18 protein-coding genes and 1 tRNA gene are annotated in these 18,429 nt (G+C 62.5%); 10 read left to right on the plus strand and 9 right to left on the minus strand.

The window, feature by feature from the left end:
• Positions 1–121: 121 nt before the first annotated feature.
• The 3 genes from recJ to QM694_RS01190 all read left to right on the plus strand — a co-directional run bounded on the left by recJ (position 122) and on the right by QM694_RS01190 (position 2,595).
• Positions 122–1,900: a single-stranded-DNA-specific exonuclease RecJ gene (recJ, locus tag QM694_RS01180; protein ID WP_415005123.1), complete on the plus strand. Its 1,779-nt coding sequence runs from the start codon at positions 122–124 to the stop codon at positions 1,898–1,900.
• A 52-nt stretch (positions 1,901–1,952) separates the two neighbouring features.
• Positions 1,953–2,028: transfer RNA gene (locus QM694_RS01185), tRNA-Glu, on the plus strand.
• A gap of 54 nt (positions 2,029–2,082) precedes the next feature.
• A complete protein-coding gene (locus QM694_RS01190; RefSeq protein ID WP_415005124.1) occupies positions 2,083–2,595 on the plus strand; it encodes a hypothetical protein in 513 nt (170 codons plus the stop codon).
• Between the two features lie 20 nt (positions 2,596–2,615).
• Here the strand turns inward: QM694_RS01190 and QM694_RS01195 are convergent, their stop codons facing one another.
• Positions 2,616–4,514, minus strand: a complete 1,899-nt coding sequence (locus QM694_RS01195; protein ID WP_415005125.1) for a putative bifunctional diguanylate cyclase/phosphodiesterase — start codon at positions 4,512–4,514, stop codon at positions 2,616–2,618.
• A gap of 212 nt (positions 4,515–4,726) precedes the next feature.
• On the opposite strand from QM694_RS01195, the gene QM694_RS01200 reads away from it, so the two are divergent.
• Together QM694_RS01200 and QM694_RS01205 are read left to right on the plus strand one after the other, a co-directional pair.
• On the plus strand, positions 4,727–5,641 hold the full coding sequence (locus QM694_RS01200; RefSeq protein ID WP_415005126.1) for a class I SAM-dependent methyltransferase: 915 nt from the start codon (positions 4,727–4,729) through the stop codon (positions 5,639–5,641).
• Positions 5,642–5,744: 103 nt separating this feature from the next.
• On the plus strand, positions 5,745–6,860 hold the full coding sequence (locus tag QM694_RS01205; protein ID WP_415005127.1) for a calcium-binding protein: 1,116 nt from the start codon (positions 5,745–5,747) through the stop codon (positions 6,858–6,860).
• 20 nt (positions 6,861–6,880) lie between these two features.
• On the opposite strand, the gene msrA is transcribed toward QM694_RS01205, so the two are convergent.
• The 5 genes from msrA to QM694_RS01230 all read right to left on the minus strand — a co-directional run bounded on the left by msrA (position 6,881) and on the right by QM694_RS01230 (position 12,028).
• Positions 6,881–7,606, minus strand: a complete 726-nt coding sequence (gene msrA, locus QM694_RS01210; RefSeq protein ID WP_415005128.1) for a peptide-methionine (S)-S-oxide reductase MsrA — start codon at positions 7,604–7,606, stop codon at positions 6,881–6,883.
• 9 nt (positions 7,607–7,615) lie between these two features.
• Positions 7,616–9,409: a cytochrome c biogenesis protein DipZ gene (locus QM694_RS01215; RefSeq protein ID WP_415005129.1), complete on the minus strand. Its 1,794-nt coding sequence runs from the start codon at positions 9,407–9,409 to the stop codon at positions 7,616–7,618.
• Positions 9,406–9,843, minus strand: a complete 438-nt coding sequence (gene msrB / locus QM694_RS01220; protein WP_415005751.1) for a peptide-methionine (R)-S-oxide reductase MsrB — start codon at positions 9,841–9,843, stop codon at positions 9,406–9,408. Before msrB ends, QM694_RS01215 begins: the two co-directional genes overlap by 4 nt.
• A 179-nt stretch (positions 9,844–10,022) precedes the next feature.
• Entirely contained in the window at positions 10,023–11,030 is a 1,008-nt protein-coding gene (locus QM694_RS01225) for a phosphotransferase enzyme family protein (RefSeq protein WP_415005130.1), read from the minus strand.
• A 56-nt stretch (positions 11,031–11,086) separates the two neighbouring features.
• Positions 11,087–12,028 (minus strand): succinylglutamate desuccinylase/aspartoacylase family protein, encoded by a 942-nt coding sequence (locus tag QM694_RS01230; RefSeq protein ID WP_415005131.1) that lies wholly within the window; start codon positions 12,026–12,028, stop codon positions 11,087–11,089.
• 273 nt (positions 12,029–12,301) lie between these two features.
• On the opposite strand from QM694_RS01230, the gene ehuB reads away from it, so the two are divergent.
• The 4 genes from ehuB (at position 12,302) to QM694_RS01250 (ending at position 15,273) form a co-directional block, all read left to right on the plus strand.
• Positions 12,302–13,180, plus strand: a complete 879-nt coding sequence (gene ehuB / locus QM694_RS01235) for an ectoine/hydroxyectoine ABC transporter substrate-binding protein EhuB (protein WP_415005132.1) — start codon at positions 12,302–12,304, stop codon at positions 13,178–13,180.
• A gap of 6 nt (positions 13,181–13,186) precedes the next feature.
• Entirely contained in the window at positions 13,187–13,843 is a 657-nt protein-coding gene (gene ehuC, locus QM694_RS01240) for an ectoine/hydroxyectoine ABC transporter permease subunit EhuC (protein WP_415005133.1), read from the plus strand.
• Between the two features lie 5 nt (positions 13,844–13,848).
• Entirely contained in the window at positions 13,849–14,505 is a 657-nt protein-coding gene (gene ehuD / locus QM694_RS01245) for an ectoine/hydroxyectoine ABC transporter permease subunit EhuD (RefSeq protein WP_415005134.1), read from the plus strand.
• Positions 14,506–14,643: 138 nt separating this feature from the next.
• On the plus strand, positions 14,644–15,273 hold the full coding sequence (locus QM694_RS01250; RefSeq protein ID WP_415005135.1) for a VPLPA-CTERM sorting domain-containing protein: 630 nt from the start codon (positions 14,644–14,646) through the stop codon (positions 15,271–15,273).
• Between the two features lie 69 nt (positions 15,274–15,342).
• Here QM694_RS01250 and QM694_RS01255 read toward each other — a convergent pair whose 3' ends face one another.
• Both QM694_RS01255 and QM694_RS01260 read right to left on the minus strand, forming a co-directional pair.
• The gene (locus tag QM694_RS01255; protein ID WP_415005136.1) at positions 15,343–15,645 is read right to left on the minus strand and encodes an alkylphosphonate utilization protein; all 303 of its coding nucleotides are present in this window, start codon (positions 15,643–15,645) and stop codon (positions 15,343–15,345) included.
• 255 nt (positions 15,646–15,900) lie between these two features.
• Positions 15,901–16,839, minus strand: coding sequence for a cupin domain-containing protein (locus tag QM694_RS01260; protein WP_415005137.1), 939 nt, complete (start codon positions 16,837–16,839; stop codon positions 15,901–15,903).
• 94 nt (positions 16,840–16,933) lie between these two features.
• Between QM694_RS01260 and QM694_RS01265 the strand changes: the two genes are divergently transcribed.
• The gene (locus QM694_RS01265; RefSeq protein WP_415005138.1) at positions 16,934–17,677 is read left to right on the plus strand and encodes an SDR family oxidoreductase; all 744 of its coding nucleotides are present in this window, start codon (positions 16,934–16,936) and stop codon (positions 17,675–17,677) included.
• A 13-nt stretch (positions 17,678–17,690) separates the two neighbouring features.
• Here QM694_RS01265 and QM694_RS01270 read toward each other — a convergent pair whose 3' ends face one another.
• Positions 17,691–18,407: a hypothetical protein gene (locus QM694_RS01270; protein WP_415005139.1), complete on the minus strand. Its 717-nt coding sequence runs from the start codon at positions 18,405–18,407 to the stop codon at positions 17,691–17,693.
• Positions 18,408–18,429 lie beyond the last annotated feature (22 nt).

Below are 18,429 nucleotides of genomic sequence, written 5' to 3' on the forward strand. Positions count from 1 at the left end.
CCTTCCCCCCGCGCGGGGGAAGGTGGCGCGAAGCGCCGGATGAGGGGGTGGCAGACGCCGGAGCGACCCCTCATCCGCCCCTGCGGGGCACCTTCTCCCGCAAGGGGAGAAGGAGAATGCCGTGACGGCCTTCCTCAACGTCGAACGCTCCCTCACCGGCAGGCGCTGGGAGGCGCGGCTGAAGGACCAGCGCCTCGCCGAGGCGATTTCGCAGCGCCATGAATTGCCCGACATGCTGGGCCGCGTGCTGGCGGCGCGGGGTGTGGGGATCGAGGAGGCCGAAGCCTTCCTGAACCCCACGCTCAGAAGACTGATGCCGCAGCCCTCCGCCCTCCGCGACATGGAGAAGGGTGCGGGCCGCATCGCCGATGCGGTGATGGCGGGCGAGCGGATCGGCGTCATCTCCGACTATGATGTGGACGGCGTCTCCTCCGCCGCCATCCTGCTGCTGTTCCTGCGCGCCGTGGGAAGCGATGCGAAGGTGCACATCCCCGACCGCATCACCGAAGGCTATGGCCCTTCCGCCGAAGCCGTCCGTACACTGAAGGATCAGGGGTCGTCCCTTCTGGTGACCCTTGATTGCGGGGTGATGGCGCATGATCCGCTGGCCCATGCGGCGGAACTGGGGCTTGAAACGGTGATCGTCGACCATCATCAGGCCAGCGCCACGCTGCCGCAAGCTTTCGCCGTCATCAATCCCAACCGGCAGGATGATGTGTCAGGCTTCGGCTATCTCTGTGCTGCCGGCGTGACGATGATCCTCATCGCCACCATCAACAAGCTGCTGCGGGCGCGCGGCTGGTATGGCGAGGCGCGGGCCGAACCCAACATGCTGCAATGGCTGGAACTGGTGGCGCTCGCCACCGTCTGCGATGTGGTGCCGCTGAAGGGTTTGAACCGCGCCTATGTCACGCAAGGCCTCAAGATCATGGGGCGGCGCGAAAATGTGGGATTGTCGGCGCTCTCCGATGTGGCGCGGCTGAAGCGCAAGCCCGATCCTTACGCGCTGGGCTTCGTGCTGGGGCCGAGGCTCAATGCGGCAGGGCGCATCGGCCATGCGAAGCTGGCGCTTAACCTTCTCATCACCAGGGACAAGGGCGAGGCCTATGGGCTGGCCGAACAGCTTGAGCGGCTGAACCGCGAGCGCCAGGAGATCGAACTCGCCGTCGTCGATGCCGCGCACCGGCAGGCCGAGGCGGCGATGGGCCGCGAGGGCCGCGCCGCGGTGCTGGTCGTTGCGGGCGAGGGCTGGCATCCCGGCGTGGTCGGGCTGGCGGCGGCAAGATTGAAAGAGCGTTTCGCGCTGCCCGCCTTCGTGCTGGCGCAGGCGAAGGGCGCTGCCGTGGCGGCGGGCTCCGGGCGCTCGATCTCCGGCGTCGATCTGGGGGCGGCGGTGCGCGCGGCGTTCGAGGCGGGGCTGATCGAAAAAGGCGGCGGCCATGCCATGGCGGCGGGGCTGACGGTCGCCATGGAGCGGCTGGGCGATTTGCGCGGCTTTCTCGATGACGCGCTGGCCGAGCAGGTGAAGGCAGCGTCCAACCGTTCGCTGCTGATCGACGGCGCGCTCTCGGCGGGCGGCGCCACGCTGGACCTGATCGAACTTTTGGAGCAGGCGGGGCCTTATGGCGCGGGCAATCCCTCGCCGATGTTCGCCTTTCCCGCCCATCGCGTGGTGTTCGCGGACAGGGCCGGGGGCGACCATGTGCGGGCGACGCTCGCCGCCAGCGACGGCCGCCGCATCAAGGCCATCGCCTTTCGCGCGCTGGGCTCTTCGCTGGGCGAGGCGCTCTTGGCCGAGCGCGATTTTCCGCTGCATATCGCAGGAAGACTGACGGTGGATGACTGGGGCTCTTCGCATGTTCCAGCCCTTCATATCGAGGATGCCGCCCGCCTCGCGTAACGCTTGCCAAGCCTTGCGAACGCCCCTATAGAACCCACGCTTTCGGGCACGGGCGCCCTTCGTCTATCGGTTAGGACGACAGCCTTTCACGTTGTAAAGACGGGTTCGAACTCCCGTAGGGCGCGCCAATCTCTCCTTGTAAATTTACCGGTCGACAAATGTTGCGGCTCTATGCTGCCCGCATGACAAGTCCTGCTGATTTCTCATCTTCCTTTTCCTTCGAGCGCAGCGCGCGGAGCGATTTCAGGATCTGGTTGATGCTTCTCGTGGGGATTGGATTTTTCTGGGCGGGGATCACGGTCGATCCCGATACCAATTGCGACGATTCCGGCAACTGCGCGCCGTGGCTTGTGCCCGTGGCCAAATGGATGGGCGCGGTTTTCGCCACGATGGGGCTTTGCGCGCTCTGGGTGAATCCCCGGCGCGGAAGCTGCATTGATGCGGCATCAGGGCATTTGCGGTGGTGGCAGTCGCGGGCGCCCGGGTTCAGCAACATGGAGGGAAGCATCGTCCCTTCGCGCATTGGACGCATCGTGATCGTCAACAAGAGCGAAGGGGATGACAAAGCGTATCTTTACGATCTCGATGGCGCATCTCAGGCGCATTTCAGCGGCGAGTGCATCCCCTGGCCATACCAGAATTGGGCACGCCGCCTCGCTGCCCAATGGCCGCATATCCTTGTCGAGGAAAAATAACTATCCCGCCTGGCGGCAGATCAATTTCTGCCAAGCCTGCGCGGTGCGGTGTCAAGGCGCTCGCCATCGCGCGCCCCGCGTGAACCGGAGGCGCCGCTACCCACCCGCCGCAGCTGGCCGACATTGATGGCCGTTGCGATGTCCGCCAGCGGCATGGGTTTTCCGAACAGGTAGCCCTGCAGATAGTCGCAGCCTTCGGCGGCGAGCGCATCGGCCTGCGCCTGCTCCTCGATGCCTTCCGCCACCACATGCATGTTCATGTCGCGGGCGATTGCGATGACGCCGCGGATGATCGCCAGATTGGCGCTGTTCTTGCCAATGCCTGCGACGAAGGACCGGTCGATCTTGATCTCCGAAAACGCATAACGCTGCAAATAGCTGAGCGAGCTGTAGCCGGTGCCGAAATCATCGAGGGCCAGTGAGACGCCGAGGCCGAGAAGGTCCTGGATGATCGAGGATACGATGGCCTCGCTGCCGAAGATCGCGGTTTCCGTCATCTCGAGAACCAGCCGGCTGGGCGCCATGCCCGCTTCGGCCAGCGCTTCCCGCACCGATTTGACGATGCCGGCCGAGCGCAATTGCGACGGCGAGATGTTGACGGCGATCTTGATGTGTTCGGGGAAGGAGGCGATCTGCCGGCACGCCTGCTTCACCGTCCAGTCACCAAGCAGTGGCATGAGGCCTGCCTCTTCGGCGAGCGGAATGAACTCGGCGGGGCTAACCCTGCCATTGCGCGGATGGTTCCACCGCATCAGCGCTTCCAGCGAGACAAGCTCATGACTCTGTGCGTCGATGATGGGCTGGTAATAGAGCTCAAGGGCATTTTCCGACAGGGCGGTCCTGAGTTCGGATTCGATGTCCTGCCGCCGCTGGTATCTGGCCTTCAGTTGCGGATTGAACAGGCAGAAATCATTGCGGCCCCGCTCCTTCACATCATAGAGCGCCAGGTCGGCATAGCTCAGAAGCTCCTTGGCGTTGCGGGTGTGGGTGGGGCAAACGGCCACGCCGACGCTCGCGCCCACCACCATGTTGTGGCCCTCGATCTCGATAGGCTGGCGGAGACTCTCGACGATCGCTGCCGCCAGGAGGGACAGATCGGCGCCGCCGGGAAGGTTTTCCAGCACGATGGCGAACTCGTCGCCGCCGAGCCGCGCGACGGTGGCCTGAAATCCTGATGCCGCGGCGGCGAGGCGCTTTGCGGCGATCCGCAGCACAAGATCGCCCGCGCTGTGGCCAAAGAGATCGTTCACCTGCTTGAACTTGTCGAGATCGACGGTGAGAAGAGCGGTCGTGCCGGTTTCGCGCGCCATCGCATCATGCAGCACTTCCAGAAACCGTGTGCGGCTGACGGCGCCGGTGATCATGTCCGTATTGGCCTGCCGCTCCACTTCAGCCAGCGCCAGCACGCGCTCGGTGGCATCCTGTATGGTGCCTTCGATGTAAAGCGGCTCGCCGTTTGCATTGCGCACATACCAGGCATTTTCGGTGATCCAGGCGCGCTCCTTGCTGCGGTGGCGGTAGACCTCCGAGACGAGGTCGCGCACATGGCCCTGCGTTTCCATGAGGTGACGGAAATAGTTCGCCCGGTCAGGATCGACATACCAGCTGCCGCCATGCCTGACGACGGCGGCGAGATGTTCTTCCTCGCTGTTATAGCCGTTGAAGGTGTAGAGCGCACGGTTGGCGCGCACTGGCGTGCCGTCCAGCTTGTCCCTGTAGATTCCGCAGACGGCGTTGTCGAACAGGCTCTGGTAATGATCACGCGGCTCGGCGGCAAGCTTGGCGGCGCGCGCCCTGCGCGGGGCAGGCTTTTCCGGGGCGGCGGCCTCAGGCTCCTTCGCGGCGGGCGCGCCTGTTCCCACGCAGCCGAGCAGGCTGGCGATCGACGTGAAAAGTTCCTTGTCCGACTGTGTGCTCATGCACCCGTTTCGCCCGATTGATATCCGACCATGACCATGAACTATTGAGATTGCCTTAGGGTTACCTCTCAAAACGTCCTGCCCGGCGCGCCGCCTGAATTGACAAGGCGTTAACGGAGGGCGGAGAATGCGGGTTGCGGAATTTTGTGGCTGCAGCCCTAGATTAAGATATTAACCTAAACTAGTGTCTGGCTTTCGTCCGGGAGCCACAGATGGACCGCGTGCTGCAGGCAGAATTTGCTGAACGGACATGTTGCATCAACTGCAAGGGGACGCATCTCACCGAACTGTCGCGTGGCGCGTATACGGACGAACCGCTGGCCGGATTTCTGGCTGCCGATCCCTGGGGTGAAAATCCCATGCCGTTCCTGCAGGAGGCGACATGGAGTCTGGTGCGATGCGACGATTGCTCCCAGGTTTTCCAGAGGCGGATTCTCACCGATGCATGGAACGAGCGGCGCTTTTCGCAATGGATGAGCACCGATGCCATCCGCGCGTTTGAAGACAGGCTGGGACCGGCCTTTCCCCGCCGCTTCGGGGCAGCGGCACGCCACGTCGAACACGTGCTGCGCATTGAGAAGCTGACGCGGCCGGTGAGAGCGGCCGGAGAGGCCGTGCGCATCCTGGATTTCGGCTGCGGCTTTGGCGATTTCCTCGAAGCCTGCGCGCATTTCGGGTTTGAGGCATCGGGCGTGGACCGGGCTCCGGCAAGGCGCGATGCGTCCGCCGTGAAGATCATGCCGTCCCTGCCTGAGGCGGCAGGGCCCCAATACCACGCCATCACGGCGTTCGAGGTGCTTGAGCATGTGGATGAACCATCGGATATTCTGGCGGCCCTGTCGGGGCACTTGATGCCCGGCGGCATTCTAGTGCTGGAAACGCCCGATTGCACTGGCGTGACGGACATCAAAACCCGCAGCGACTATCTGAAAGTCCACCCGCTCGAACACATCAATGCCTTCACGCACGGCACACTGAAATCCATCGCGGAGCGCAACGGTTTCTCCCTGATTTCGCGGGGCGCATCTTTGGTGACAACAGATCCGCTGCGGGTTGCCAGGACACTCGCAAAGGAAAGGTTGGGCCGCGCTGAAAACAGCACCCAGCTTTATTTCCGTAAAATTTAGCCTGGATTTGCAGGCTTGCGCGCGGCTGCAAAGCCTCTATCGTAGCCGTTCTGCCAAAGCCTCTTATCGTTCTGATCAACAGTTTGAACCTGGGAGATGATCCATGCCCGTGATCGGCGGATACAGCACGACGATGTATTATCTGAATGCCAATGAGCAGGCGCTCCTGTTGCCCACTGCGATCCTTTCGGTGGACAACAACCCGGGCATCCAGAACGCGCAGAATGACAGCGATCAGTATCAGACGGGATGCGTGGCGCGCATCCAGGGCTCACTCGTCAGCCTGAACGCCAATGCGCTGACATTCTATGCCGGGCCCGGAAATGTTGGAAACTTCGTCGTGACCGTCGGGCAAAACGGGCTGATCGACGCTTCTGTGAACCATGCGGCGGTCGTCGTGCAGGGCAGCGGAAATGTGATCAACAATGCGGGTGAAATCAATGGTGGCGTCGGGTTGTGGTGTGAGGCGTGGTCAGGCGGCGACGTGTTCAACTCCGGTTCGATCACCGGGTCGCGGTTCTCCGGCATCAAAGTTCTGAATTCGACGGCGGCCGATATCACCAACACGGGATCGATTGCCGGGCGTGGCGGCATCGAGCTGGCCAATTCAACGGCTCATATCGTCAATTCCGGTCACATCACGTCGAAAGATGCGGCACTCGCGGCGATCGATGGTGGCGCTGCATCAGCCGCGTTTGATGTGCGCAATACGGGAACGCTCACCGCCGTGAAGGATGCCATTGAAGGCTCAGGCTTCGACGACACCGTTTTCAACTTCGGCACGATTGACGGAAATGTCACGCTGGGCGGGGGGAACGACACGTATCGGGGCGCCCACGGAACGGCGCTCGCCGCCATCGACGGCGGCATTGGCAATGACCTGCTGATCGGCGGGCTGGGCGACGATACGCTGCTGGGCGGCGCCGGAAACGACCGGTTGAACGGCGGCGTGGGCGACGACACGCTGACGGGCTCGCAGGGCGTGGACCAGTTCATCTTCCAGAGCGGCGGCGGCAACGACACCGTGACCGACTTCACCAATGGCCCGGACAACATCAATCTCAAGGCGTTTCACCTTGCCAATTTTGCGTCCCTGAACGGGCACGCCCACAACGTGGCGGGCGGCATGGCGCTGGACCTCACATCCTTCGGCGGCGGGGTGATCATGTTCAACGGATTCTCCGTTGCGCAGTTTGACGTGACCGACGTGATCCTCTGAGCGCAGAGACTTTGCAGCGCTCAGCCTGAGACCTTGCTGTCTTTCACGAGCCTTGCGCGCGGGCTGTAGAGATCGGGGAACAGGCGGCTGAGATTATCCACCTTCGGCAGATCGTTGATGGCGATATAGGGGCTGTCGGGGTGGAGCGTCGCATAGTCCTGATGATAGTCTTCAGCCGGATAGAAGGTTTTGCCCGGCTCGATGCGCGTCACGATCGGCGCGGGGAAGGCCGAAGCCGTATCAAGCTGCTTGATATAAGCGGCAGCGACGGCGGCCTGCGCATCGCTCATCGGGAAAATGGCCGAGCGGTATTGCGTGCCGGTGTCCGGCCCCTGAAAGTTCAGCTCGGTCGGATTATGCCCCACCGAGAAATAGATTTGCAGCAGCGTGGCATAGTTTACGGCTGAAGGATCGAAGGTGATTTCCACCGACTCGGCATGGCCGGTATCGCCGCCGCTCACCGTTTCATATTGCGCCGTATCGGCAGCGCCCCCGGCATAGCCCGACATCACGTTCTTCACGCCCTTCACATGCTGGAATACCGCCTGCATACCCCAGAAACATCCGCCTGCCAGCACGGCCTTTTCCAGCTTGGCTCCTGCAACGGCGGGTTCCAGCATGGCGGGCGGGGCGATCTTGACCGCCTCTTCCGCCTGCGCCGAAGGCAGGGAGGCAAGGGCTGACACGCCCAGCGCCACGGCGGCGCAGGCCGAAAACATCCGTATACGGAGCGATGATGCGGTCATGGGTTTCTCCTATCCGAAGGTAAAGGCGAAGGCTTGCGCGCCGGGATCGAGGAAGCGGATTTCAAAGGTATGGTCGGTGACGGCACCGGACTGGCGGACAAGCTGGTAAAGCCGCTGGCCTGAGATCACGCCATTGCCGTCCGCATCAATATCAGCGCCGTGATCGGCGGCGGGCGGCTTGCCATCGAGCAGCACTTGAAAACGCACCGGCTTTCCATCGGCGGAGGGGCCGAGCACCAGATGCAGGTCACGCGCGTGGAAGCGGAAGGCGATGGCGCCGCCGGGCTGGTTCAGGCTGGCGTTTTCCGAGCTAACTGTCCAGTTGCCGCTGAGGCCCCAGTCATTCAGGGAGAGAGCCGAAGGTGCGGCATAGCTGGCAGCCGCATCCTTCACCTGGCCGCCGGGCGAGGTGAAATTCTCGGCGCGGTCATAGCCCACATAGGTTTCGGGCGATTTCACATTGTCCATGTCGGCCTGGGCTTCGGCGCCTGATGCGCTCACCTTCACGACATCCTGCGGCATGGCGTTTCCGTTGCGCTCGGCCAGAAGCTGCTGGATGACGCGCTCGGATTCCGCATACTCGCCTTCACCGAAATGATGGTGGCGAAGCTGGCCCTTGGCGTCGATGAAGTAATGCGCGGGCCAATACTGGTTTCCGAAGGCGCGCCAGATCGCGTAGTCATTGTCGATGGCGACGGGGTATGTGACGCCCAGATCCTGCGTGGCCTGCTTCACATTGCCGATGTTCTTCTCGAAGGCGAATTCCGGCGCGTGGACGCCGATCACCACAAGGCCCTGATCCTTGTACTTGTCGGCCCAGGCGCGGACATAGGGCAGGGCGCGCAGGCAGTTGATGCAGGAATAGGTCCAGAAATCGACCAGCACCACCTTGCCCCTGAGCGCCTCATTGGTGAGCGGCGGCGAATTGAGCCACTCGACAGCGCCATTGAGCGAGGGGAACTGGCCTTCGACAGGAAGGTCTCCGGGCTTTGCCATCATGGCGGGCTTGGCCGACATCATCATCGCGCCGCTGCCCGCCATCTGGTCATTGCTCATCAGCACAGACGATGTTGGCTTGGGCTTGGCGAGATCGAGAATGGACTGTTCGAGTGACGCGGTGCTGGCGAGCGATACGCGCGTGAGGAAGCTTGTATCGAGGCCCAGCGCGATTGCGGCCACACCGGCCAGAACCGCAACGCCCAGCGCCCGCCTGATCCATTCGCCCGCGCCGAGTGAACGCTTCATCGCCGCGAACACGCGCCCGCCGATCAGTAGCGCCAGCCCCAGTGACGTCGCGGCCCCCGCCGCATAGGCCAAGAGCAGCAGCGACGTGGTGGCGCTCGCGCCCTGCAAGGCTGCGCCCGTCAATACGAGGCCGAGGATTGGCCCGGCGCAGGGGGCCCAGAGAAGTCCCGTGGCAATGCCAAGCAGGAAAGACGGCCAGACCGACCCTCCCTGTGCCGTTGCATCGGAGGCATCCTGCGACAGCCGCGATCCCAGTGATACGAGAGGCCGCGTGAGACGTTCCGCGAATTGCGGGATCAACAGCGTGAGGCCGAACAGCGCCAGCAGCACGATTGCCGCCCAGCGGCCATATTCATTGGCGCGCACCACCCAGCCCCCGCCCACCGCCGCCAGCGTGGCGACACCTGCAAAGGTGAGCGCCATGCCGAGCAGCAGCGGCAGGCCGCTTTTGAGAAATGGCCTGTCGGCGCGCGCGAACACGAAGGGCAGCACCGGCAGGATGCACGGGCTGATGATGGTGAACACACCGCCCAGATAGGAGACGAGAAACAGGATCACGCGGCACCGGGCGTGAAGGTAAGGGCAATGCCGTTCATGCAATAGCGGAGTCCCGTGGGCGCGGGGCCGTCATTGAAGACATGGCCCAGATGGCCATTGCAGCGGGCGCAACTCACCGCCGTGCGCTCCATGCCGAACGAACTGTCGGACTTCTGGCTCACCGCATTCTCGAGCGGTGCCCAGAAGCTGGGCCAGCCCGTGCCGCTGTCGAACTTGGTCTTGGAGGAAAACAGCGCGAGCTGGCAGCCCGCGCAGCCGAAGGTTCCGGCGCGCTCTTCGTGAAGAAGCGCACTTGTGAACGGACGTTCCGTGCCTTCCTTGCGCAGCACTTCATATTGATCCGGCGTGAGCAGCGCCTGCCATTCCGCATCCGTGTGCGTCACGGTTACGGCAGCGCTTGCCGCCCGTATGGACAATAGTGAACAGCTTCCCATCGCAAGGGCAGCCGACATGCGGCTGAGGGAAACGAGAGCGGTGCGGCGCGTGACCATATGTGCATCCTCGAAACGGAAATTCTGATGCTGCTATGTTGATCGGCGCGCAGGAATTGTAAACTCACGCCGTTTCAACATTATGTTATGGAGTGTGGAGAAAATGAGATCAGGCGCTGCCATTAGCCGAAGCGGCTGAGATAGTCCTCGCACAAAGGGATCGTGCCCGCTGTAAAACCAGCCCCAAGCTGGCGCGGAAACTCCGCCTCGATGTGGGATGCCACCCATGCCACCAGAAGAATCCGCCGCAGCATGATGAAGGTCGGGATTTCGGCCTCATCGTCCTTCAGGATCGGCAGCACCTTGCGATAGCCCGCCTTCCAAGCATCGAGCAGAGCCGGAACCTGCGGCTCATGCTCATAGAAGGAGACGGGCGTGGCGGCGTCATACATATACCAGCTGAAGCCGCAATCATCGAAGTCAATGACTTTCACCTCATGGCCTTCGGTGAGCAGATTGGCCAGCCGCAAATCGCAATGGATGAGGCCGAACCGCTCCGGCGCTTTCCCATAGGCATTAAGCCTGCAACCGATCACCGTCACGGTGCGGGCGAAGATTTTTTCCATGGCTGCGTCCAGCCCCACGCCATCGCGCCACCGCCCCCAATGCGGCATGCTGCCGAGCGCTGATTTAAAATCCCAGATGAGGCGGGTGAACCATGGCGGCCTTTGCCATTTCAGCGCGTGGATGTGCATGCGCGCCGTGACTTCGCCCAGCGTTTCAAAAGGCCCCGAAAGATCCTCGCCAATCCCCGGTTCCGCACCCGTTTCCCAGCGCGACAGCACGATGTGGCGGGGGCTGAGAAGGCGCGGATGGGTGACATTTTGGATCGTATCACCATCGCGGCCCGCAACCGGAATGGGCGTTGCAACAACGCTGCTGTTCCGCAGCGCCACGCGCCATGCGAGCTCCGAGGCGATGGCGGCGCGCGAATGATAGCCATCACGGTGGACGCGCAGCGCCCAGCGGCGGCCATCCGGCGCTTCCACCTTGTAGGTCGCGTTTTCCGACAGATTGACGAGCGACACGGTGCAGTCCGGCGGCAGATCATAATGATCGAGTGCCGCCCGCGCCACATCGCGCAGGATGGACAATTGCTCCGCATACGGAAGACTATCGGATGCCGTCAACGCGGGGGCCCCTTGCCGTTATTCACGCCCGTCTCTAGGGGGCCGGGCGGGAAAATTCAATCCGGCACGCCCAGCCCCATGATGTGCGTCTGGCCTTCGACCAGCGCGTGCGTGAGACGCCACAGAACGTAGCCCGCTTCCGGCGCCGTCACCTCGCCGGTCACTTCGCCATATGTATTCTCGGCAATCGCCAGAACGCAGCCCTTGTCCACGCGCTGGCCCGCTTCCACGCGATAGCGGTAGAAGCCGCTTTGCGGCGCTTCGAGCCAGAGATAGCGGCTGACGATTTGCGGCGCGCGGCGGGGCGGGGGAGCCTGCTCGATCATGCCCAGATATCTGGCGATGCGCAGCACGCCCTCATAGTGGAATTCGACATTCGCTTCTTCCATGAGGCCGATGCGGCCCGCTTCGGAAAACGCCGCGTGCTGCTTTCGCGTGGCGCGGCCCGTGCAACTCCGCCCCGGCGCTTTGAGATGTGACGGATCGAGCCTGACGATGAGTTCGGCATCGAAACAGCGCGCGATCTCCATGTTGCGCTGGTCGAATGCGGCATCGCCCACCGTCTGGCATACCGTGAAATGCGAGACGTTTTCGCACAGGTCGCCGCCATGCATGTCGACGAAGCAATCGGCATCGGCGGCCCAGTTGAGCAGGGCATCCGCAACCGCCTCAGAAAAAGTGCCGCCGGCGCGGCCGGGGAAGGAGAAGTTGATGTTTTTGTTGTCGAGCGGGCAGACATATTGCGAGCGATTTGGCACGGCGGGGAGATTGACGATCGGCATGATCGACACGCGGCCCTTGAGCGTTTCCGGGTTGAAGCCGCGCTGCAGGCGGATCGCCGCCTCGATGCTCGAGGTCTCATTCACATGCACGCCCGCGATCACTGCCAGCCGAGGCCCCGGCATTTTGCCCACAACGTCAAGAACGGGGAAGGACCATCCCTGCAGCGCCGGTGCATCAAAGGTGATCATGCTTTTTGACAGGGCTTTGTTGGTCACGGGCGGTGCTCCATATGGCGATGCGGCAAGGTCATATAATAGGATTATTGTGGAGGAACCCCAGAAAAATGACGCTTTTCAACCCGTTTGGAATGATTGGCCGGGTCAAGCCCAGCTATAGAAAAAAGGAGTGAGGATGCGGAGGCACCCGCCCCGGTTGAGAGGCGCGGTGCAGGGCTTAATTCGCCACGGGCAGGGCTCTCGATATTGCATTGCTGGAAGTTCATATCGTAGGATTATTGCGAGGGAACACATACAGAAGGAAAATCTCCAATGACCATTCTCCACATTCAGCGCCGCCAGTTCTTGCGCGGCGGCATGGCTCTTGCGGGCGCGACGCTGCTGCCGCCGCTCGCCTTCGCGGATACGACGCTTGACCGCATCAAATCGTCTGGCACCGTGTCGGTGGGCATCGCCAACGAAAAGCCCTATGGCTTCGTGGACACGGACGGCAAGCTGAAGGGCGCGGTGCCCGACATCATCTTTGCGGCGCTAGCGCCGCATGGCCTGAAGGAGATGAAGGCGGAGATTTTGGAATTCAACGCGCTCATTCCCGGCATCAATGCCAACCGCTTCGATATTGTGGGGGCGGGCATGTATATCCGCCCGGCGCGCTGCGAGGCGATTGCCTTCACCAATCCGGTCACCCGCGCGGGCTATGGCTTCGCGGCGCTGAAAGGAAATCCCAAAAATCTCCACAGCCTTGCCGATGCCGCCAAATCCGATGCGCTGGTCGGCACGCAGAACGGCTCGGCGCAGGTGGAGGAACTCTCCAAGGCTGGCATTCCCAGCGAGCGCGTGGTGCTGTTCTCCAACGCCACCGAGGCGCTGGCCGGCATGAAGGCGGGCCGCGTGGACGTGATCTATTTCCCCGGCCTTGAACTGGGCGACCTGCTGAAGACGGCCAATGATGCGGCGGTCGAACGTGTCGATCCCTTCACCCAGGTGATCGGCGCCGATGGCGTGCCGGAATATGGCTATGGCGCGTTGGGCCTGCGCAAGGGCGACACCGATCTCAAGGCCGTGCTTGATGATGAGATCGCCAAGATGCTGGCCTCCGGCAAGCTGCTCGAGATCATCAGCGCCTATGGCTATGGCAAGGATGAACTGCCGCTTCCCACCGACACGGCGGAAAAACTCTGCAAAGCCTGATGCTCCGTGTGGAGTAGCCTCGCGCCCACTCTGCAAATCCTGCCGCAGCTCCTGAAAGGGGCTGCGGTGACGCTTGAGATCACGGCGATGACCGCCGTGGTGGGCGCTGTTTTGTCCTTTGTGATTGCCTTCGCGCGCATGTCCGGCAACCGGCTGGTGAGCGGGGCGGCGCGCGTCTATATCGAGATCCTGCGCGGCACCTCAGCACTCGTGCAGCTTTTCTATCTCTTCTACATCCTGCCGGTGTTCGGCATCACCATGGGGCCGATGACCACGGCTGTGGTGGGGCTTGGCCTCAATATGTCGGCCTATGGGGCGGAGGTGGTGCGGGCGGGCATCCAGTCCGTCGATGAGAAGCAATATGAAGGCGGCGCCGCGCTGGGCCTCACGCGCTTTCAGGTGATGCGGCTCATCATCGTGCCGCAGGCCGTGCTGGTGATGCTGCCGTCGCTCGGCAACCTGCTGATCGAACTGATCAAAGCCACCTCGCTCGTCTCGCTCATCACGCTCACCGAACTCACCTTCTCCGGCCGCCAGATGGTGGTGACGACGGGGCGCACCTTCGAGGTGTGGGGGCTGGTGCTGCTGATCTATTTCTGCATGGCCTATCCACTGACCTTCGCCGTGCGCGCCGCCGAAACGCGCGCCGCCCGGTTCCGGTAGCGCCGATGTTCAACTGGGATTTCGCGCTGAGCCTGCTGCCCGAATTGTGGAAAGGCTTCAAGATTACCGTCATCGCCACGCTGGGCGGCTTTGCCATTGCGCTGATGGTCGGCGGGTTGCTGGAGGCCGGGCGGCGCAGCGGCTCACGCGCCGTGAAAAGATTCTGTGATGGCTATATCGCCTTCGTGCGCTGCACGCCGCTGCTGGTGCAGCTTTATTTCGTGTTCTACGTGCTACCTTCCTATGGCATCCGCTTCAACGCGCTGACCACCGGTATTCTGTGCCTTGGCCTGCATGTTGGCTCCTATGTGGCCGAGGTTTACCGCGCAGGGATCAATTCGGTGGCAGCGGGACAGTGGGATGCGGCGAAGGCCCTGGGCCTTAGGCGCTGGATGATCTGGGCCAGGGTGATCCTGCCGCAGGCAGCGCCGCCCATGCTGCCGCCGCTCGGCAATCTCTTCATCGGCCTGTTCAAGGAAACGCCGCTCCTCGCCGCCATCACGGTGATCGACCTGTTCGGCGCCGCCAACGCCATTGCCGGGCGGACCTTCAAATACAACGAGCCCTATACGCTGGCAGCGCTGTTCCTGCTGCTGGTCAGCCTGATCGCTGCCTTTGGCGTGAACCTGCTGGAACGGCGCTATGCAAGGGTGAGGCGGTAGCCGCCGGATGTCCGGTGCCTGAAACCCGCGATCTCCACCCCGCTCAATTAAAACGTGAATTAAATTTGATTGACGCGCGCGGTGATTGCTGATTGGTTAACAAATTGTTAACGCGGGGGCGTCACGAGGGAGACTGAGATGGTTTACCGCCGTTTGATGACGGGTTTGGCCTTTGGCGTTCTGGTGGCTGCACCTGCCCATGCGACGATCATCAATTTCGATGATCAGGGGTTAGTAGGCCCCGATGTTTTTGCCAGCGCAACGCCTTCGCCCCAGCACCTGGATATCGTTGCGGGCGGCGTAACCGCATCCTTTGACGGCGGCGTCATTTTGACGAACACCGCCTTTCTTCCCGCCAATGAAACATCCGTTTATGGCACCGCTTATTTTGGTACCGAGTTGTCCAATCCGCTTACCATCACATTCAGCCACTCCATCACGAATTTCTTCGTGGATGTCCTCAATGGCCTGGGCAGCGACGTGACTTACCAACTGTCCGACAATGCCGGAAACAGTTCCACATTTACGCTCGCGCCCAATCTGGACGGCGGCAAGACCACCATTGGATTTGCGGCCACGGGCACAGTGGTGACCTTGCTGGCGTTAAGCGGCAACCAATGGGATTTCTTCGTCGACAATATCGGTTTCAATGAAGCCCTGCCGCCTGACGTGGGTTCAGTTCCGCTTCCCGCCGGCCTGCCGCTTCTGGCGACCGGCATTGGCGCATTGGGCTTCCTGCGCTGGCGCAGAAATCGCGCCGCGGCCTGATCCTTCTCATCATCTGCCATTGCGCGTGACTGCCGCCAACCAGTTGGCGGCAGAATTGCGTTGTCGGTCCTACCGCTTGCGCACGAATTCGGCGCGCAGCACGAGGCCCTTGATGGTGTCATGGCGGCAATCGATTTCTTCCGGGTCATCAGTAAGGCGGATCGACCGGATGACCGTGCCCTGCTTCAGCGTCTGGCCCGCGCCCTTGACCTTGAGATCCTTCACCAGCACGACCTGATCGCCATCGGCGAGGACATTGCCCACGGAATCGCGCACCTGCGATTTCGCCGCCGCTGCTGCGGCCACTTCCTCAGGCGATTTCCATTCGCCCGTTGCCTCGTCATAAACATACTGGTCGCTGTGATCGGTCATCGTGTAATCCTGTTCAGGCAAGTCCATTCCAATGACGGCGGCGGATAGCACGGATTGCGTGTCTGATCACGGTATAACGTCAGGGCCGTGGCCGGTGTCCTCATGCGCAGCGCCGAGGCCGATGCCAAGGCCGCCCATTCCCATCCCGCCGCCGCACGGCAGTGATCGATCCGACCGTCACATCGATGAGAGGCACAGTCGCGCCAAGAAGGCCCCAAGGAGTTCTGCCCAAGGCGTGGAGTTGGGCCTGGTGCGTCAAGCCGCAGCGCCCACGTTCCGCCCTCTGGCATTGCTCCGCGCGTAGCGCCCTGGCGGCTGTCCAACATGACGGCTGAAGGCTGTGCTGAAGGCGCTTGCCGAACCATAGCCCACACGCTCGGCCACTTGACTGACATCGAGATCGGTTCGCCGCAGAAGGTCTTTGGCGACTGCCATCCGCCAGGCGAGCAGATATTCCATGGGAGGCAAGCCGACGTAGCTCGAAAACCGCTCGAAGAAAACGGAGCGTGAAAGGGCTGCTTCCTTCGCGAGGTCCGCCATTGTCCATGCCCGCGCGGCATCGTTATGCATGAGTTTCAGCGCGGCTGCGAGGCGGGGATCGCTTAGCCCGCGCATCAGCCCGGCTGGGGCAGCCAGTGTTTGCTGCGACCGCAATGCTTCGACGAGGATGAGTTCGGCCAAGCGGGAGAGCACAAAATCGCGTCCGGATTTTTCATCGTCCGCCTCGCTGCCGACAAGGCGCATCAGCGCCGAAAGCCGTTCCTCGCCCCGCACGTGAATGACCGCCGGGAGGAGTGACAGGAGTACGCCCGGTTCATCGCCGCCGAATGCAAAGTAACCGCCCTGGATGCGCACCTCGGGTGGCCCCTGCTGGTCTCCGTGACGCACATCTTCCTGCGCGCGCGCCGCTGCGGACACATCGATGGGCGTGGGCTTGATGGCTGGCGATGCCGGTTCGCCCCCGTTCATGGTGAAGCCCGGCGTTGTCGGCAGCAGCACGAAATCGCCAGCCTGCAAATGGAACTCATCCTGACCATCGACGGTCAGGCGGCACGATCCTTCGAGTATGATCGCGAAGCTGGGATGGCCGAAATCGGAATAGCGGACGCTCCACCGGCCCGCGCCGCTGATACCCTTGGTGAAGACAGTCTGCGGACGCAGAAGTTCGATAATGCTGGAGAGCGGATCAATCATTTTAGGACGATAGCAAACGTTTGGCGGATTCAGAAGCATATATAGTCCGGCTTGGCGTGATTATTCTGAGTTCATCAATCGAAGGAGATGAACGATGAAAACCATTTTGATCACCGGTTGCTCGTCGGGGTATGGACTCGAAACGGCGCGCTACTTCCTTGCCCGGCAGTGGAAAGTCATCGCCACGATGCGCAACCCCCGCAGAGAAGCCTTCCCGCCTTCCGAAGCGCTCAGCGTGCTGCCGCTGGATGTTACCGACCAGAAAAGCATCGCGGCAACTGTCGAGCGCGCGGGCCAGATCGACGTGCTGGTCAACAACGCGGGCATCGGCATTGTAGGCGCCTTTGAGGCAACGCCGATGACGCACATCCGCAAAGTTTTTGACACCAATACATTCGGGACGTTGGCGATGACTCAAGCGGTCATTCCCCAGATGCGGTCGCGCCGGTCTGGTGTAATCATCAACATCACGTCGAGCGCCACTCTCGCGCCTATGCCCTTGGCGGCGGCATATACTGCCAGCAAGCAGGCAGTTGAAGGCTTCACCGGCTCGCTTGCCCATGAGCTCGGCTACTTTAATATTCGGGTCAAACTTGTGGAGCCTGGCCACGCACCTACCACGAGCTTCGCGCACAACACGGCGCTGTCGATTGCTGATCTCATCCCCGAGGCTTACACTGGCTTTGCCGCCCCGATCTTTGAAGCCTTCGCAAAACCTGCGCTGACGACCAGGGAAATCGATGTGGCGGAGGCCGTATGGCGAGCCGTCCATGATGTCGGCGGCGGGCTGCGCTATCCCGCCGGGGCTGATGCGGTAGCGCTTTCACGCGCGGTATGAACTTTGTTGCGGATCACCGGTGATGCGCATCCTCGTCTTCATCCAGCGTGGCAGCGCCCAGGCCGCCCATGCCAAGCCCCGCACCCATCCCGGCGCCCATGCCCATTCCCATGCCAGCGCCCGCGCCTGAACCCTTGCCGCTGCCATCGCCCTGATCGCGGCTGCGGGACGATCCGCCGCCGCTCGCGGGCTGCCGCGCCGGGCCTTGCGCGGGAAGCTCAAGACCGGCGGGAATGGGATCGAGGTCCAAGGCCTCGCGGATGAAGTTGCGCAGAGACACCACAAGATCATGCGTGTGGACGGCGTGGCCCGCCACCAGTTCACGCGCCGCATCGCGCGCCAGGCGCACGTGCTCTTCAGTGCCCAGCAGGATGATGTCGGAGAGCGCCGCCTCCACCGCATCGCGGATGCGCCGGGCGCGTTCGGAACCGCCTTGGGCGATTTCGGCGGGGAGTGCCGTGGCCTCCTCCGCCGCGCGCTCGCGCTGCCGGATGTCGCGGAGATGCGAGGGATCGACGGCAAGATTGCCGGTGAAGGAGCCGCCCAGCGTCTTGTAGGCGGCAATTAGCGTCTTGAGGCGCTCGTTGATCTGCCGGTTGGCCCGCTCGCGCCGCTGCTGGATGGTGAGCATCATGATGAGGCGGATGCCGACGCCGATGGCGGTGACCAGCACCAGCCCGCCCAGCGTCACCAGCAGCCCCTGCCACGAACTGAAGTCAATGTTGCGCATCGGGTTCTTATAACCTCTTCTC

Origin of the sequence: Aestuariivirga sp. (assembly GCF_047602625.1) — a bacterium.
Lineage (GTDB): Bacteria > Pseudomonadota > Alphaproteobacteria > Rhizobiales > Aestuariivirgaceae > Aestuariivirga.

What these genes read in the sequence shown, in the direction of transcription:
- QM694_RS01190 (WP_415005124.1), top strand. Translation starts at nt 2,083, where the DNA reads ATGACAAGTCCTGCTGATTTCTCATCTTCCTTTTCCTTCGAGCGCAGC.
- QM694_RS01195 (WP_415005125.1), bottom strand. Translation starts at nt 4,514, where the DNA reads ATGAGCACACAGTCGGACAAGGAACTTTTCACGTCGATCGCCAGCCTG.
- QM694_RS01200 (WP_415005126.1), top strand. Translation starts at nt 4,727, where the DNA reads ATGGACCGCGTGCTGCAGGCAGAATTTGCTGAACGGACATGTTGCATC.
- QM694_RS01205 (WP_415005127.1), top strand. Translation starts at nt 5,745, where the DNA reads ATGCCCGTGATCGGCGGATACAGCACGACGATGTATTATCTGAATGCC.
- msrA (WP_415005128.1), bottom strand. Translation starts at nt 7,606, where the DNA reads ATGACCGCATCATCGCTCCGTATACGGATGTTTTCGGCCTGCGCCGCC.
- msrB (WP_415005751.1), bottom strand. Translation starts at nt 9,843, where the DNA reads ATGGGAAGCTGTTCACTATTGTCCATACGGGCGGCAAGCGCTGCCGTA.
- ehuB (WP_415005132.1), top strand. Translation starts at nt 12,302, where the DNA reads ATGACCATTCTCCACATTCAGCGCCGCCAGTTCTTGCGCGGCGGCATG.
- ehuD (WP_415005134.1), top strand. Translation starts at nt 13,849, where the DNA reads ATGTTCAACTGGGATTTCGCGCTGAGCCTGCTGCCCGAATTGTGGAAA.
- QM694_RS01250 (WP_415005135.1), top strand. Translation starts at nt 14,644, where the DNA reads ATGGTTTACCGCCGTTTGATGACGGGTTTGGCCTTTGGCGTTCTGGTG.
- QM694_RS01255 (WP_415005136.1), bottom strand. Translation starts at nt 15,645, where the DNA reads ATGACCGATCACAGCGACCAGTATGTTTATGACGAGGCAACGGGCGAA.
- QM694_RS01260 (WP_415005137.1), bottom strand. Translation starts at nt 16,839, where the DNA reads ATGATTGATCCGCTCTCCAGCATTATCGAACTTCTGCGTCCGCAGACT.
- QM694_RS01265 (WP_415005138.1), top strand. Translation starts at nt 16,934, where the DNA reads ATGAAAACCATTTTGATCACCGGTTGCTCGTCGGGGTATGGACTCGAA.
- QM694_RS01270 (WP_415005139.1), bottom strand. Translation starts at nt 18,407, where the DNA reads ATGCGCAACATTGACTTCAGTTCGTGGCAGGGGCTGCTGGTGACGCTG.